Here is a 14,604-nt window from a genome sequence, read left to right as displayed (position 1 = left end):
CGACCGCACGCCCGGGCCACGTAGCCTGTGGCGTCGTGACGACCGAGCCCGCACCCACCGCCGCAGCCACCCCCGCGACGAGCCCCGCGACCACCCCCGCGCCGACCGCGGTCCCGGTCGCCGCCTACCCTCCGGCGCCGCGCACCGACCTCGTCGAGGAGCTCGCCGGCCACCGGGTGGCCGACCCCTACCGCACGCTCGAGGACCCCGACGACGAGCGCACCCAGCGCTGGTCGCGCGCGCAGGACGACCTGTACGCGGCCTACCGCGAGGGCCTGGCGGCACGGGCCGCCGGCACACCGCTCGCCGATGCGGCCCTCTCGGCGCGCCTGCGCGGCCTGCTCGGCGCGGGGTTCGTCGGAGCACCGGCCTGGCGCGGCGACCGGCGGTTCTTCTCACGTCGCACCGGGGACCAGGAGCACGCGGTCGTCGTGGTCGCCGAGCCGGGCGACGTGGCCGCGGCGGGTGCCGCGCCCGGTGAGGTCGAACGGGTCCTCATCGACCCGCTCGCGCTCGACGCGACGGGCACGACGACCCTGGACGCCTGGCAGCCCTCGAAGGAGGGCGACCTGCTCGCCTACCAGGTGTCGCACGGCGGCACCGAGGAGAGCGTCCTGCACGTGCTCGACGTGGCGACGGGCGAGAGCGTCGACGGGCCGATCGACCGCGCGCGCTACTCCCCCGTCGCGTGGCTGCCGGGCGGTGACGCGTTCTACTACGTCCGACGGCTCGCGCCCGACCTCGTCCCGGCCGACGAGCAGCAGTACCACCGGCGCGTCTGGCTGCACCGCGTGGGGACGCCGCCGGAGCAGGACGTCGAGGTGTTCGGCGCGGGCCTGCCGATGACCAGCTACTACGGCGTGCAGGTCAGCCGCGACGGCCGCTGGCTGCTCGTCTCCGCGGCGGCGGGCACCGCACCGCGCACCGACGTCTGGATCGCCGACCTCGCGGCGCCCGGCGCGCACGAGGCACCGACGTTCGTCGAGGTCGCCGTGGGGCTGGACGCCGAGGTCGGCGCGTGGGTCGGTCGCGACGGGCGGCTCTACCTGCACACGGACCTCGACGCCCCCCGCGGCCGGCTCGTCGTGACCGACCCCACGACCCCCGGCGTCACGCACTGGGCCACCCTGCTGCCGCAGGACGACGTCGCGGTGCTCGAGGACGTCGCGTTCGTCGACGATGGCGACCCGACCGCGCCCACCGGGCTGCTGGCAGCGTGGCGTCGCCACGCGGTGAGCGAGGTCACCGTCCACGACCCGCGCACGGGTGCCCGCACGGGCGGGGTCCCGCTGCCCGGGCTCGGTTCGGTGTCCGGCCTCGTGACCCGCCCCGAGGGCGGCCCCGACGTCTGGTTCGCCTACACCGACCACGTGACGCTGCCGCACGTGCACCGGTACGACGCCACGACCGGGGTGGTCACGCTGTGGGCGGCGCCCCCCGGGGCCCTGCCCGACCTGCCCGAGGTCCGCACGCAGCAGATCGAGGTCACGAGCGCCGACGGCACGACCGTGCGCGCGTTCGTGCTCGCGCGCGCCGACCACGTCGGACCCGACGGACAGCCGCTGTCGCCCGCCCCGACCGCGCTCTACGGGTACGGCGGCTTCCAGGTCAGCCTGGACCCGGCGTTCTCCGCGACCACGCTCGCGTGGGTCGAGGCCGGCGGCGTCTACGTGGTCGCGAACCTGCGCGGCGGCGGCGAGGAGGGCGAGGAGTGGCACCGCGCCGGCATGCGCGCGCACAAGCAGAACGTCTTCGACGACTTCCACGCGGTCGCCGAGCACCTGGTGGCCGAGGGGTGGACGACCACGGGCGCGCTCGCGTGCTGGGGCGGCTCCAACGGTGGCCTCCTCGTCGGCGCGGCGGTCACGCAGCGCCCCGACCTGTGGGCCGCCGCGGTGTGCTCCGCACCGCTGCTCGACATGGTGCGCTACCAGCGGTTCGGCCTGGGCGTGACGTGGACCGAGGAGTACGGCGACGCGGAGGACCCCCAGGAGCTGGGGTGGCTGCTCGGCTACTCCCCGTACCACCGTGTCGTCGACGGCGCCGCCTACCCCGCGGTGCTGTTCACGGTCTTCGAGGGCGACTCGCGCGTCGACCCGCTGCACGCACGCAAGCTCGCGGCGGCCCTGCAGGCCGCGACGACGTCCGACCCCGCCCAGCGGCCGGTGCTGGTGCGCCGCGAGATCGGCGTCGGGCACGGGGCGCGCGCGCTGTCGCGCACGATCGGGCTGTCGGTCGAGCAGCTGCAGTTCGTCGCAGACCGCACGGACCTGCTCGCGGCGGTCGGCCCGTGACCGCGGCGATCCCGTTCGCGGCTCTGCTCTCGGCAGACCCGACCGCGTCCACGAGCAACCCGTCCCCGGGGACCATCGCGCCCAAGGACGGCGACTGGGGTGCCTGGGCGGGCGAGTGGGGGAAGTGGTTCGTCGGCGTCCCCCTGCGCATCGTCCTCATCGTCATCATCAGCGCGATCGTGCTGCTCCTCCTGCGGCGCGCCATCGCGGGCATCACGACGCACGTCGCCGAGGGCGAGACCCTCACCGAGCGCGGCCTGCTGCGTCCGCTCGGGCGCTCCGAGGTCGGGTCGGTGCTGCTCAAGGCGAACCCGCTCGCGACCGCGCGCCGCGCACAGCGCGCCCGGACCATCGGCTCGGTGCTGCGCTCGACCGCCTCGATCGTCGTGGGGTCCATCGCCGCCGTCCTCGTGCTCGACGCGCTGGGCGTGAACCTGGCGCCGTTCATCGCGTCGGCGGGCATCGTCGGCGTCGCCGTCGGCTTCGGTGCGCAGAGCCTGGTCAAGGACTTCCTGTCCGGGCTGTTCATGCTGCTGGAGGACCAGTACGGGGTGGGTGACGTCGTCGACGTGGGTGCTGCCACGGGCACCGTCGAGGCCGTCGGGCTGCGCGTGACCAAGCTGCGCGACGTCGACGGGACGCTCTGGTACGTCCCGAACGGGTCGATGATCCGCGTCGGCAACAAGACGCAGGGCTTCAGCACCGCCGTGGTCGAGGTCGACGTGGACTACTTCGTCGACCTCGACGAGGCGCGCGGCCTGCTCGAGGAGGCGGCGCGCCGGGTGGCCACGGACCCCCTCGTGGGCGCCTACCTGCAGGGCGAGCCGAGCGTCACGGGGGCCGAGAAGCTGGCCGCCGACGCCGTGGGCCTGCGGCTGTCCGTGCGGACCGCGCCGGCGATGCACTGGGAGGTCGCCCGGCACCTGCGGGTCGCCGTGCGGGACGCGCTCGAGGCGGCCGGTGTGCCGCTCGCCGGGCAGCGCGACGCGCTGGTCGCGCACCAGGAGCGCCGCGACCGGCCCGCCGGGGCGGACGGGGGCGGCATGGTGGGCGCCGCGGTCGCGGCGGCGCCCGTCCCGCCTGCGCCGGAGGCGTCCGCACCGGACGCCGGCCCCGAGGGCGGGACCGACGCTGGGTCCGGCGCGGGGTCCCGCGAGAGCACCGACCCCGCCGACGGCGGGCGCGACCCCCATGACACCCCGCTGCACGAGGCGGTCGAGCCCGAGCAGCCGCAGGGGCGGTCGCCCGGGTGACGCGGCGTCAGGGCGCGGGCGACCACGCCAGGAGGGCCTGACCCGCGGCCACGTGCTCGCCGTCCGCGACCACGGCCGTGACAGCGGCGGGGTCCGCCTGCAGGGCGATCACGGGGCACACGGTCGACAGCCCGGCGGCGGCGACGTCCACCGGCGACCAGCTCAGCACGCGCTCCCCCGCGCGCACGCGCTGCCCCCGCTCGACGTGCACGTCGAAGCCCAGCCCGGCGAGGGTGACCGTGTCGATGCCGACGTGCACGAGCACGCCGCGGCCGTCGTCGAGCTCCAGCGCGAACGCGTGGGGGTGCAGCGCACCGACGACGCCGTCGCAGGGGGCCAGGACGTCCTGGCGCCCGGTGCGGTCGGGCTCGACCGCCACCCCGGGACCGACCATCTGCTCGGCGAACACCGGGTCCGGCACGGCCGACAGCGGCCGCACGACGCCGGGGACCGGGCTCGCGAGACGCAGCGCGGTCACGCGTGCGTCACGATCAGCGCAGGTGGTCGAGCTCGGCCGCGAGGCTGTCCGCCTCGGGCCCGACGATGACCTGCACGATGCGGCCCGAGCGCACGACGCCGAACGCGCCGCTCGCCCGCAGCGCCGCCTCGTCGACGAGCTGCGCGTCACCGACCTCGACCCGCAGGCGCGTGATGCACGGCTCGAGGTCGACGACGTTCGTCTCCCCACCCAGTGCGGCCAGGATCTGCTCTGCCTTGCTCAATGGCTCTCCCCGGGTGTCGGCTTCTCGTCCCCAGGTTACCGCCGTCCCGGGCCCCGCGGACCCCGCGTCCACCGGGCAGGGTGACGACGCACACGCGTGTCGTCACTGGCCCGCGGCGCGCGCGAGCGACAGACTGCGGGCACGACGACGACGGACGGCGACGGAGCCCGCGTCGCGCGCAGGCACCGAGGAGGTCGCAGGTGGTCACCACCAACGTGGTCGGCATCGGCGTGAGCCCGGGCCGCGCGGTCGGCCCGGCCGTCCACCTGCCCGACGCGGTCGCCGAACCGCCGGCGGGTCGCCGCCTGCCCCCTGGTGCGGACCGGCAGGCGGCCGTCGAGCAGGTCGCGCGGTCGGCGGCGGCCGTGCGTGACGAGCTCGACGCCGCGGCGCTCGCGGCCGAGGGTGACGCCGCGGCGCTGCTGCACGCCACCGCCGCGATGGCCGCGGACCCGTCGCTGGTCGCCGATGCCCAGCAACGCGTCCGTGACGAGCACCTCGTCCCGGAGCGTGCGGTCTGGGAGGCGGCCGACACCGTGTCCGCCGACCTGGAGGCCCTCGGTGGGCGCATGGCGGAGCGGGTGCGCGACGTGGTCGACGTGCGCAACCGGCTCGTCGCCCACCTGACGGGTCAGCAGGCGCCCGGCGTGCCCGTGCGGGCCGAGCCCTACGTGCTGGTCGCACAGGACCTCGCCCCGGCGCTCATGGCCACGCTGGACCCGCAGCGGGTCGTCGCGGTGGTCACCGCAGCCGGCGGCCCGACGTCGCACACGGCGATCCTCGCCCGTTCGCGCGGCATCCCCGCGGTGGTGGCCGCCCCGGGCGTGCTGGACGTCCCCGACGGCACGCTGCTGCTGGTCGACGGCGCCGCGGGCACCGTGACACCCGGCCCGTCGGACGACGCCGTGCGACGCGTGCGCGCGCTGGCCGGTGCCGTCCGCACCTTCGACGGCGACGGCCGCACAGCGGACGGGCACCGCGTCGAGCTGGTGGCCAACGTCGGTGACCCGGCCGAGGCGCAGGCGGCGGCCGACTCCGGCGCCCAGGGGGTCGGGCTGTTCCGCACCGAGTTCGCGTTCCTCGACCGCACGCAGGCGCCGGACGTCGACGAGCAGACCGCCGCCTACGGGCGCGTGCTGGCGGCGTTCACGGGCCGCAAGGTCGTCGTGCGCACGCTCGACGCGGGTGCCGACAAGCCGCTGCCGTTCCTCCACGCAGCACCGGAGACCAACCCGGCGCTCGGCGTGCGCGGCCTACGGGTCGCGCAGGAGCGGCCTGACGTGCTGGAGGACCAGCTCACGGCGATCGCGCGCGCCGCCGCGGCGCACCCGGGGACGACGACGTGGGTCATGGCGCCGATGGTGGCGACCGTCGACGAGACCGAGCAGTTCGTCGCCGCGTGCGCGCGGCACGGCCTGACCACGGCGGGGATCATGGTCGAGGTGCCGAGCGCGGCACTGCTGGCCGGCCCGATGCTCGCGCACGCCCGGTTCGCGAGCATCGGCACCAACGACCTCACGCAGTACACGATGGCCGCGGACCGGCTGCTGGGCGCCGTGGCCGCGCTGTCCGACGCCTGGCAGCCCGCCGTGCTGCGGCTCGTCGAGGCCACCGCTCTCGGCGGTGCGGCACAGGCGCGGCCCGTCGGCGTGTGCGGCGAGGCGGCCGCCGACCCCGCCCTCGCCGTCGTGCTCGTCGGCCTGGGCGTCACGTCGCTGTCGATGACGCCGCGCGCGCTGCCCGACGTCGCGGCGGTCCTGGGCGCGACCGACCTGGCGACGTGCCGCGTGCTGGCCCGGCGTGCCGCCGACGCGTCGAGCGCCGCCGACGCACGCGCCGTCGTGCGTGCCGGGCTGCCCGTCCTGGACGAGCTCGGGCTGTGACGGTCGTCGGCGTGGTGCGGCCCACACCCCGTCGCTGCCGGGGCGCGGCGCCCCGCGTGTGAGGATGGTCGACGTGAGAGACGACTCGTTCTACGCCGCCGTCGGCGGGCACGAGACGTTCGTCCGGCTCGTCGACGAGTTCTACCGCGGCGTCGCGACCGACCCCGTGCTCCGTCCCATGTACCCCGAGGAGGACCTCGGCCCCGCGGCCGAGCGCCTCACGCACTTCCTCGAGCAGTACTGGGGCGGCCCCACGACCTACTCCGAGCAGCGCGGCCACCCGCGGCTGCGCATGCGCCACGCGCCCTACAAGGTCAACCCGGACGCCCGGGACCGCTGGATGCTGCACATGCGCGCAGCGCTCGACTCCCTCGCGCTCGCCCCGCTGCACCACGCCGAGCTCTGGGACTACCTCGAGCGTGCCGCGCACTCGATGCTCAACACGTTCGATGACTGAGCCGGGGGGAGCGAGCCACGACCCCGTGGGCGCGGTCCTGCGGGCGCTCGACCTGACCGCCGACGCGCAGCAGCCCGACGTGTTCGAGGGCCAGAGCCTGCCGCAGCCGCAGGGACGCGTCTTCGGGGGGCAGGTCCTCGCGCAGGCCCTCCTCGCCGCGGGCCGCACCGTGCCCGACGGGCGGCTGCCGCACTCGCTGCACGGGTACTTCCTGCGTCCCGGCGACGACGCCGCTCCCATCGGCTTCGCGGTCGAGCGGCTCCGCGACGGCCGCTCCTTCTCGGCGCGCCGCACGCACGCGCTGCAGGGCGACGTGCCGATCCTGTCGATGATCTCCTCGTTCCAGGAGCGTCAGCCGGGCATCGAGTACGCCGAGGCCATGCCCGTCGTGCCGGGACCGGACGAGGTCGCCTCGGCCCTCGACGTCCTCGGCGACGTCGACCACCCCATGGCCAAGTTCTGGGCGCAGGAGTCGGCGTTCGACCTGCGGCACATCCCCGGGCCCATCTACCTGCGGCCCGACGCCGACTCGCCGCTGGGCCGTCAGAGCGTGTGGGCGCGTGCCCGTGGCCCCGTGCCCGACGACCAGCTGCTGCACCGCGCGCTCCTCGCGTACGCGTGCGACCAGATCATGCTCGAGCCCGTGCTCCGCCGGGCCGGCCGGCCCTGGGCCACGCCGGGGCTGTCCATGGCCAGCCTGGACCACGCCATGTGGTGGCACCGCGACGTGCGCGTCGACGACTGGCTGCTGTTCACGCAGTCCACCCCGAGCGCGCAGGGCGGCCGCGGCCTGGGCGCCGCGCGCGTGTTCGACAGCGACGGTGCGCTCGTCGCGTCGATCGCGCAGGAGGGCATGGTGCGCGTCCCCGACTGACGGGGGCGTCGACCATCTCCCCCCGACGGCACCGCGCGCCGGTCGCGCGCCTCGCCGCGCGCGACGGCCGCCGCCGGGTGACACTCTCCGGCATGGCTCGCCTGCGACGTGTCCGCCTCGACCAGCCCGGGTGGACCCGGCGCCGCACCGGCCGCGGCTTCGTGTACCTCGACGTCGACCGGCAGCGCATCGTGGAGCCGGGGCACCTCGAGCGCGTCACGACCCTCGCGATCCCGCCGGCGTGGCGCGACGTCTGGATCAGCCCGTGGCCCAGCGGGCACATCCAGGCGGCGGGCCTCGACGACGCCGCCCGGCGCCAGTACATCTACCACCAGCAGTGGCAGGCGCGCCGCGCCCGGCTCAAGCACGAGCACGTGCTGGACGTCGCGCGCCGGCTGCCGGCGGCGCGCCGGCGCGTGCGGGCCGACCTCGCGCTGGACGGCATGCCGCGGGACAAGGCGCTGGCCCTCGCGTTCCGCCTGCTCGACCGCGCGTACCTGCGCGTCGGCACCGAGGGCTACACGCGCCGGCACGGCTCCTTCGGCCTGGCGACGCTGCGACGCGAGCACGTGCGGGTCCTGCCCGACGAGAACGGGCGCCCCGGCGCCGTGCACCTCGTCTTCCCCGCCAAGTCCGGTCAGGTGCGGGACACCGTGGTCGACGACGAGGTCGTCGCCGAGCTCGTCCGCACGCTGCTGCGCCGACGCGACGAGAGCCCCGAGCTGCTGGCCTGGCGCGACGACGCCGGCTGGCACGACGTCACGAGCGCGGACGTCGGCCGCTACGTGCGCGACCGGCTCGGGGAGGCCACGCCCAAGGACTTCCGCACGTGGCACGCCACCGTGCTCGCAGCCCGGGGGCTGGCCGACGCCGGTCCGCCGCCCCGCAGCGAGCGGGCCCGCCGACGCGTCGTGGCGTCGGTCGTCAAGGACGTCGCCGAGGAGCTCGGGAACACGCCGACCGTCGCGCGCTCGTCGTACATCGACCCGCGCGTCGTCGACCTGTGGGAGCGGGGCGAGACGATCGCCCCCACACGCTCGCAGCAGGTGGCCGAGCGTCGCACGCTCGCCCTGCTGACGTCCTGACGCCACGACCGCGTGCGGGCGCCTGCGGGTGGCCGCAGACTGCCCGGATGAGCGACAGCCGCGACGACCTGCCGGGCACCGCGCCCGAGCCGGACCTCGCCCCTGAGCCCGTCGCGCGCACGCTCACCGGGCTGGTGCCCGGGCCGGGACCCGACGGCCGGCCGCGGCCCGACGCGCCGCTCGTCGCCGTCACCGGCGTCACCGGGTACGTCGGCGGGCGGCTGGTGCCCGAGCTCCTGGCGGCGGGGTACCGCGTGCGGGCGCTGGCACGCCACCCCGACCGGCTGCGCGGGCGCCCCTGGTACGACTCCGTCGAGGTCGTCGCCGCGGACGCCGCGGAGCCCGCGCAGATCCGGGCCGCGCTCGAGGGTGTCGACGTCGCGTACTACCTCATCCACTCCCTCGGGACCGGGAAGACGTTCGAGGAGCGGGACCGGCGCACCGCGCGGACGTTCGCACGGGCCGCCCACGCGGCGGGCGTCGGGCGCATCGTCTACCTGGGCGGGCTGTCCCCGCGCGACGAGGAGCTGTCGCCCCACCTGGCGTCGCGGACCGAGGTCGGCGAGATCCTGCTGGCCTCGGGGGTGCCGACGACCGTGCTGCGGGCCGCGGTCATCCTCGGCTCGGGGTCCGCGTCGTTCGAGATGATGCGCTACCTCACCGAGCGGCTGCCGGCGATGACGGTGCCCCGGTGGGTGTCGAACCGGATCCAGCCGATCGCGATACGCGACGTCCTGCGCTACCTCGTGGGCGCCGCGGCCATGCCGCGCGACGTGTCCCGCGTCTTCGACATCGGCGGGCCCGACGTGCTGACCTACCGCGACATGATGCAGCGCTACGCCCGGATCGCGGGGCTGCCCCGGCGCGTCATCGTGCCCGTCCCCGTGCTGACGCCGCGCCTGTCGAGCCTGTGGGTCTCGCTGGTCACGCCGGTGCCCGGTGGGCTGGCACGGCCGCTCGTCGAGTCGCTCATCCACGAGGTCGTCTGCGAGGAGCACGACATCGCCGACCACGTCCCCGATCCGCCCGGCGGCCTCGTGGGGTTCGACCGCGCGGTCCGGCTCGCGCTGGCCCGCGTCCAGGGCGCGAGCGTCAGCACGCGCTGGTCCTCCGCCGCTCCCCCCGGCGCCCCCAGCGACCCGCTCCCCTCGGACCCCGACTGGGCCGGCGGCTCGCTGTACGTCGACGAGCGACGCGTCGTGGTCGACGCGTCACCGGCCGCGCTGTGGCGCGTCGTCGAGGCCGTGGGCGGTGAGCGCGGCTGGTACTCCTGGGCGCTGGCGTGGCGCGTGCGCGGTCTGCTCGACCGCGTGGTCGGCGGGCCGGGGCTGCGGCGCGGACGTCGCGACCCCGCGCGCCTGCTCGTCGACGACGCCGTGGACTTCTGGCGCGTGGAGCAGCTGGTGCCCGGACGCATGCTGCGGCTGCGGGCCGAGATGCGGCTGCCGGGCCTGGCGTGGCTCGAGCTGCGCGTCGAGGAGGATGAGAGCACCGCGCCCGGGACGCGAGCCGGCCCGCAGCCCGATCCCGGCGCGCACGACGCCGAGGGGTCGTGGGACCCCGCGGCGTGGCGCAGGCCGCCGGTGGTCTTCGCGCAGCGTGCGCTGTTCCACCCGCACGGGCTCGGCGGGCAGCTCTACTGGTGGGCGGTGTACCCGTTCCACGGCGTCGTGTTCGGTGGCATGCAGCGCAACGTCGCACGCGCCGCCGAGCGGGCCGAGCGCGCGCGGGCCGACCTCACGCGCGACGGCGGATGACGACGGGGGCCTCCAGGTACGGGCTCCAGACGGCACGCTCGTCCGCGGTCAGACGGCGCGGGGCCCCGGTCGCGGTGTCGACCAGCACGATCGTCGTGGTCGCGACCGCGAACACGACCGACCCCTCGACGGTCGTCGGCGCGTCGCGGACCTCGTAGCAGACGTCCAGGCTCGCACCGCCGAGGTGCCCCAGCCACAGCTCGATGACGACGGGTGCCCGGCGGTACGGCAGGGGACGCACGTACTGGATCTCCTGGCGCGCCACGAGCGTCGACGTCAGGGCGCCCGGCCCCGCGTCGAGGACCGCCGTCGGACGGGCACCGTCGGGGACCGTGCCGTCCGGGCCCTCGGGGTGGCGCCAGAAGACCTCGATGCGCGCCTCCTCCAGGAGCCGCAGCATCTCCACGTTGTTGACGTGTGCGTAGGCGTCCATGTCGGACCAGCGCAGCTGCACCGGCACCGTGATCCTGGCCATGCGTCCTCCTCGTGCCCCCGGCGCTCGGTCGCGGCGCCAGGTCGTATCGTCGCGCGGCGTGCGTCACCGGCGGAAATCGGCCCCCGCGGGCACGCCGTCGGCGTGCGGCGCACGCGCACCCGACCGCCTCAGCGGCCGGCGGCCCGCGCGGCCTGCCGGCGGCACGCGGCCAACGCGTCGGTCTCCGCCGCCAGCGGCGTCAGGACGAGCCGCTGCGCGACCTCGGTGACGGACGCCCGCAGCCGCCGGCGGGCCGCGCGGGCGCGCGCCCGCGCTCCCCAGCGCCCCGCGAGCGCCCCGAGGGCCGCGACGAGCAGACCGGCGAGGACACCCCCGACGAGCAGGACGGTGGGTGCGGGCGCCGGGCCCCACACCGGGGTGACCGGCTCCGGGAGCTGCAGGTAGGCGAGCAGGGCGATCCCCCCGAGCCACAGTGCACCCACCACGGCGGCGGTCAGCAGCAGCCACTGCACGGCCCCAGCGACGCGCCACCACCAGAGCGGGCGCTCGGGCAGCAGCGGCGTGCGCGCCACCGCGTGGTCGAGCGCGTCGGGCAGCGCCCCGGTGTCGAGGCGGGCGCGAGCCGCCAGCACCCACGTGTCGGGTGCACCCGCCAGCACGGCGTCCGCGTGGTCGCGCACGGCGGTCGCTGCCGTCGCCCGCTGGGCGGCCCCGGCCGGCGGCAGCGACGTGCGGGTGAGGTCGGCCTCGGCGGCGGGCCGGGGTGCCAGGTGCAGCCGACGCAGCGGGTCGGGACGCAACCGCGCCAGCCAGCGCACCGGCGGCCAGCCGGTGTGCGCGCCGGCACGGCGGACCGCCGACCGCCGCACGGCGGTGACGACGGTCGGCACGCCCGCCGCGTCCTCCAGCGCGTCGAGCAGCCGGTCGGTGGCGACGTCACGGCGGCGCCCGCGCGGCTCCGGACCGCAGGCGTCGGCGACACCGCGGGCGGCGGTGCGCAGATCGGCGCCGAAGCGCTGGTTCGTCGCCTCGCGGCGCTCGACGGCCTGCGCGACCAGCGCCCGCAGGTCGTCGACACCGGCGCCCGTCCGTGCTGACGCGGCGAGGACCCGCGCACGTTCGAGGCCGTCGGCGGCGGCGAGCCGGCGCAGGTCCGCCAGGACGGAGTCGACGTCGCCCGCGCTGAGCCGGTCCGCCTGGTTCAGGACGAGCACGACGACGTCGTCGTGACCCGCGAGGGGCCGCAGGTACCGCTCGTGCAGCGCCGCATCGGCGTACTTCTGCGGGTCCACGACCCAGACCAGCAGGTCGGCACGGGACACCAGCCGTTCGGCCCGCACGCGGTGCTCGACGACGACCGAGTCGTGGTCGGGGAGGTCCAGCAGCACGAGCCCGTCGGTGAGCCGGGCACCCCGCGCGTCCGCCCCGGCACGGGGCCGGCCGTCGGGCGCCCCCGGCTGCCCTGCCGGCAGGGCGTGCCGCCGCCCGACCTCGAGCCAGTCGAGCAGCCGAGCGGGTCCGTCGCCGTCCGGGTCGTCCCCGACCACGACGGCCAGCGGGTGGGACGTCGTCGGCCGCTGCACGCCCGTGCCGGCCAGGTCCGCGCCGACGAGCGCGTTGAAGAGGGACGACTTGCCGGAGCCCGTCGCGCCCGCGAGCGCGACCACGGTGTGCTCGGCGGACAGCCCGGCACGCTCCCGCACGCGCGCGAGCAGGTCGCGCGTCTGCGTGACCAGCGGCGCGGGCAGCCGTCCGTCGCCGGCGTCCAGCGCGGCGTCGAGCGCGGCGACGCGCTCGTCGAGGGTCAGGCTCATGCCTCGCCCTGCGTCCCGCCGAGCAGCCGCCGCCAGAACCCGGGGCGCCGGGAGTCGGGCTGCTCGCGGTCCGCTCCGTGCGGTGCGTCGTGTCCCCGACCACCCGCATCGACGCCCGCCCCTGCGCCGCGCAGCGCGTTGCTCACCGCGGGAGCCGTGCCGGGGACCAGCTCGGGGCGCACGGACCGCTCGGCGCTCGCCGCCCGCTCGACGTCCCGGCCCGCGGCGCGCAGCGCGGCCCCGTCGACGGCGGCGGAGCCGAGCGCGTCGAGCTGCGCGGTGTACCGCTCGGCCTCGCGCGCGAGCACGCCCTCGACGCGGGCGTCCAGCCGCTCCCGCGCGTAAGTCGTCAGCCGCCGGACCGCGTCGTCACCGAAGACCGCTTCGAGAAGCTTCTGCGCGACGACCGCGGTCCCGCCGGCGATGCCGACCTCGATGCCCGTCAGACCGCCCGTCGACGCGAACGCGAGCACCATGAGGCTCACACCGGCCGCGTTGACGCCGAACGACAGGTAGCGGGCAGTCCCCCGCCGCGACTCCCCCTGCTCCCGCACGAGCTCCAGCACGTCCGACTGCCACCCGCGCACCTGCGCGTCCACCTCGGCCCGCAGCGTCGTGGACGCACGCGCCAGGTCCAGACCGGGCAGCAGCGCGGCACCCGCGGGGTCGCCGCGCCACGCCGCGTGCGTGCGCTCGGCGGCCTCGTCGGCCGCGTCGAGAACGACGGCGGTGAGCCCGTGCGCGATCGCCTGCTCGACGCGCGGCGCCTGCGTCGGCGTGCCGCGGAAGAACGCCGTGACCGCGTCGCGCACCCGGCCGACGCCGTGCTCGACCGAACGCAGCAGCTCACCCGTCCCGACGAACTCCTGCCAGCGGGCCAGGACCTCGCCGCGCAGCATCGCCCCGTCGGACGTCGCCAGCTGCACGTGCGTCGCGGCGTCGGCGTAGGCGGCCGCCACCACCTCGCGGAGCCTGCGGTCGGTCGCCACCTGCACGTCCGCCGCGTCGGCGAGCACCTGTGCGCGCCGTGCCAGGTCGCCGACCACGCCGTCCCGGGTGGCGAGCGCGACCGCCTCACGTGCGGGAGCGTCGGCGCCCAGCGCCGTGAGCCACGCCGCGACGCCGGACACGGCCGACTCGGGCAGCAGCCCGTCGACCAGCGGGGACTCGGGGACGAGGAACAGCCGGGCGTCCGGCAGGCCGTTCTCGTCCATCATCCGCCGCAGGTCCGCGGCCACCTCCTCTGTCCCCGGGTCCACGCGGTCGACGACGAGCGCGACCTGTGCGTGCCGCTGCGCGGCCCGGAGCAGCAGGTCCCAGGGGACGGCGTCGGCGTACCGCGCCGCGGTCGTGACGAACAGCCACAGGTCGGCCGCATCGAGCAGCTGCGCGGCGAGGCGCCGGTTGCCGACGTCGACCGAGTCGACGTCGGGCGCGTCGAGCAGCGCCAGCCCGCGCGGCAGCGCCGGCGACGCGACGAGCCGCAGGGCCCGCGCCGGATCGGCGACACCGCTGCCCGCCGGTGCGTCACCCGTCACGGGCACGGCGGTCAGACGTGCGAGGCCGGGCAGGACGCGGTCGGTCGAGTACCAGCGCTCGTCGAGCGGGTGGTGCACGAGGACGGGCGCCCGGGTCGTGGGGCGCAGCACGCCGGGGGCCGACACCTGGACCCCCAGGAGCGAGTTGACGAGGGTGGACTTGCCGGCGCCCGTGGATCCGCCGACGACGACGAGAAGCGGAGCCGAGCGTGCGCGCAGGCGTGGGAGCAGGTAGTCGTCGAGCTGTGCGAGCGCGGCCTGCCGGTCGCGGCGCGCCTCGGCGACGCCGGGCGCCTCGAGCGGGAGCGCGAGCGTCGCGAGCCGCTGCTGCAGACGCTCGAGCGCGTCGAGCAGGCCGCTCACCGCCCCGTCGAACGTCACGGACGCGCCGCTGACCTCGGGCTCCGTCGTACCGCCGACCTCGGGCTCCGTCATGGCGTCAGTGTGCCCGACACGGGCTCCGCCCACCTGTCGACCCCCGCGCGCACGGC

General features: G+C 76.7%; 12 protein-coding genes. 7 read left to right on the top strand and 5 right to left on the bottom strand.

Annotated elements, in window-relative coordinates:
- Window positions 1-35 precede the first annotated feature (35 nt).
- On the top strand, window positions 36-2,294 hold the full coding sequence (locus tag KKR89_RS06675) for a prolyl oligopeptidase family serine peptidase (RefSeq protein ID WP_208197538.1): 2,259 nt from the start codon (window positions 36-38) through the stop codon (window positions 2,292-2,294).
- Window positions 2,291-3,547: a mechanosensitive ion channel family protein gene (locus KKR89_RS06670; protein WP_251141047.1), complete on the top strand. Its 1,257-nt coding sequence runs from the start codon at window positions 2,291-2,293 to the stop codon at window positions 3,545-3,547. Before KKR89_RS06675 ends, KKR89_RS06670 begins: the two co-directional genes overlap by 4 nt.
- A gap of 7 nt (window positions 3,548-3,554) precedes the next feature.
- On the opposite strand, the gene KKR89_RS06665 is transcribed toward KKR89_RS06670, so the two are convergent.
- Together KKR89_RS06665 and KKR89_RS06660 are read right to left on the bottom strand one after the other, a co-directional pair.
- Window positions 3,555-4,025 (bottom strand): PTS sugar transporter subunit IIA, encoded by a 471-nt coding sequence (locus KKR89_RS06665; protein WP_208197537.1) that lies wholly within the window; start codon window positions 4,023-4,025, stop codon window positions 3,555-3,557.
- Between the two features lie 13 nt (window positions 4,026-4,038).
- Window positions 4,039-4,269 carry a glucose PTS transporter subunit EIIB gene (locus KKR89_RS06660; RefSeq protein WP_208197536.1) on the bottom strand — a complete coding sequence of 77 codons (231 nt, stop codon included), beginning with the start codon at window positions 4,267-4,269 and terminating at the stop codon, window positions 4,039-4,041.
- Window positions 4,270-4,469: 200 nt separating this feature from the next.
- On the opposite strand from KKR89_RS06660, the gene ptsP reads away from it, so the two are divergent.
- From ptsP to KKR89_RS06635, 5 genes are all read left to right on the top strand, one after another.
- A complete protein-coding gene (gene ptsP / locus KKR89_RS06655; RefSeq protein ID WP_208197535.1) occupies window positions 4,470-6,152 on the top strand; it encodes a phosphoenolpyruvate--protein phosphotransferase in 1,683 nt (560 codons plus the stop codon).
- Between the two features lie 73 nt (window positions 6,153-6,225).
- Complete coding sequence (locus KKR89_RS06650) at window positions 6,226-6,609, top strand: globin (protein ID WP_307802235.1); 384 nt, start codon at window positions 6,226-6,228, stop codon at window positions 6,607-6,609.
- Window positions 6,602-7,483, top strand: a complete 882-nt coding sequence (locus KKR89_RS06645; protein WP_208197533.1) for an acyl-CoA thioesterase — start codon at window positions 6,602-6,604, stop codon at window positions 7,481-7,483. The genes KKR89_RS06650 and KKR89_RS06645 overlap by 8 nt, the downstream gene beginning before the upstream one ends.
- 92 nt (window positions 7,484-7,575) lie before the next feature.
- Window positions 7,576-8,568: a DNA topoisomerase IB gene (locus KKR89_RS06640; RefSeq protein ID WP_208197532.1), complete on the top strand. Its 993-nt coding sequence runs from the start codon at window positions 7,576-7,578 to the stop codon at window positions 8,566-8,568.
- Between the two features lie 47 nt (window positions 8,569-8,615).
- Window positions 8,616-10,325, top strand: a complete 1,710-nt coding sequence (locus KKR89_RS06635) for an SDR family oxidoreductase (RefSeq protein WP_208197531.1) — start codon at window positions 8,616-8,618, stop codon at window positions 10,323-10,325.
- On the opposite strand, the gene KKR89_RS06630 is transcribed toward KKR89_RS06635, so the two are convergent.
- From KKR89_RS06630 to KKR89_RS06620, 3 genes are all read right to left on the bottom strand, one after another.
- A complete protein-coding gene (locus KKR89_RS06630) occupies window positions 10,306-10,800 on the bottom strand; it encodes an acyl-CoA thioesterase (protein ID WP_208197530.1) in 495 nt (164 codons plus the stop codon). The two genes, KKR89_RS06635 and KKR89_RS06630, sit on opposite strands and share 20 nt — an antisense overlap.
- 128 nt (window positions 10,801-10,928) lie before the next feature.
- The gene (locus KKR89_RS06625) at window positions 10,929-12,575 is read right to left on the bottom strand and encodes a GTPase family protein (protein ID WP_208197529.1); all 1,647 of its coding nucleotides are present in this window, start codon (window positions 12,573-12,575) and stop codon (window positions 10,929-10,931) included.
- Window positions 12,572-14,548 (bottom strand): dynamin family protein, encoded by a 1,977-nt coding sequence (locus KKR89_RS06620; RefSeq protein ID WP_208197528.1) that lies wholly within the window; start codon window positions 14,546-14,548, stop codon window positions 12,572-12,574. The genes KKR89_RS06625 and KKR89_RS06620 overlap by 4 nt, the downstream gene beginning before the upstream one ends.
- Between the last annotated feature and the right edge of the window lie 56 nt (window positions 14,549-14,604).

The organism is Cellulomonas dongxiuzhuiae, from assembly GCF_018623035.1.
GTDB lineage: Bacteria > Actinomycetota > Actinomycetes > Actinomycetales > Cellulomonadaceae > Cellulomonas > Cellulomonas dongxiuzhuiae.
The sequence above is the reverse complement of the archived record's forward strand: the minus strand, read 5'-3'. Positions and strand labels throughout refer to the sequence as shown.

Excerpts from the sequence above, each read along its gene's own strand:
- KKR89_RS06645 (WP_208197533.1), top strand. The coding sequence starts at position 6,602 with ATGACTGAGCCGGGGGGAGCGAGCCACGACCCCGTGGGCGCGGTCCTG.
- KKR89_RS06640 (WP_208197532.1), top strand. The coding sequence starts at position 7,576 with ATGGCTCGCCTGCGACGTGTCCGCCTCGACCAGCCCGGGTGGACCCGG.
- KKR89_RS06635 (WP_208197531.1), top strand. The coding sequence starts at position 8,616 with ATGAGCGACAGCCGCGACGACCTGCCGGGCACCGCGCCCGAGCCGGAC.
- KKR89_RS06630 (WP_208197530.1), bottom strand. The coding sequence starts at position 10,800 with ATGGCCAGGATCACGGTGCCGGTGCAGCTGCGCTGGTCCGACATGGAC.
- KKR89_RS06625 (WP_208197529.1), bottom strand. The coding sequence starts at position 12,575 with ATGAGCCTGACCCTCGACGAGCGCGTCGCCGCGCTCGACGCCGCGCTG.
- KKR89_RS06620 (WP_208197528.1), bottom strand. The coding sequence starts at position 14,548 with ATGACGGAGCCCGAGGTCGGCGGTACGACGGAGCCCGAGGTCAGCGGC.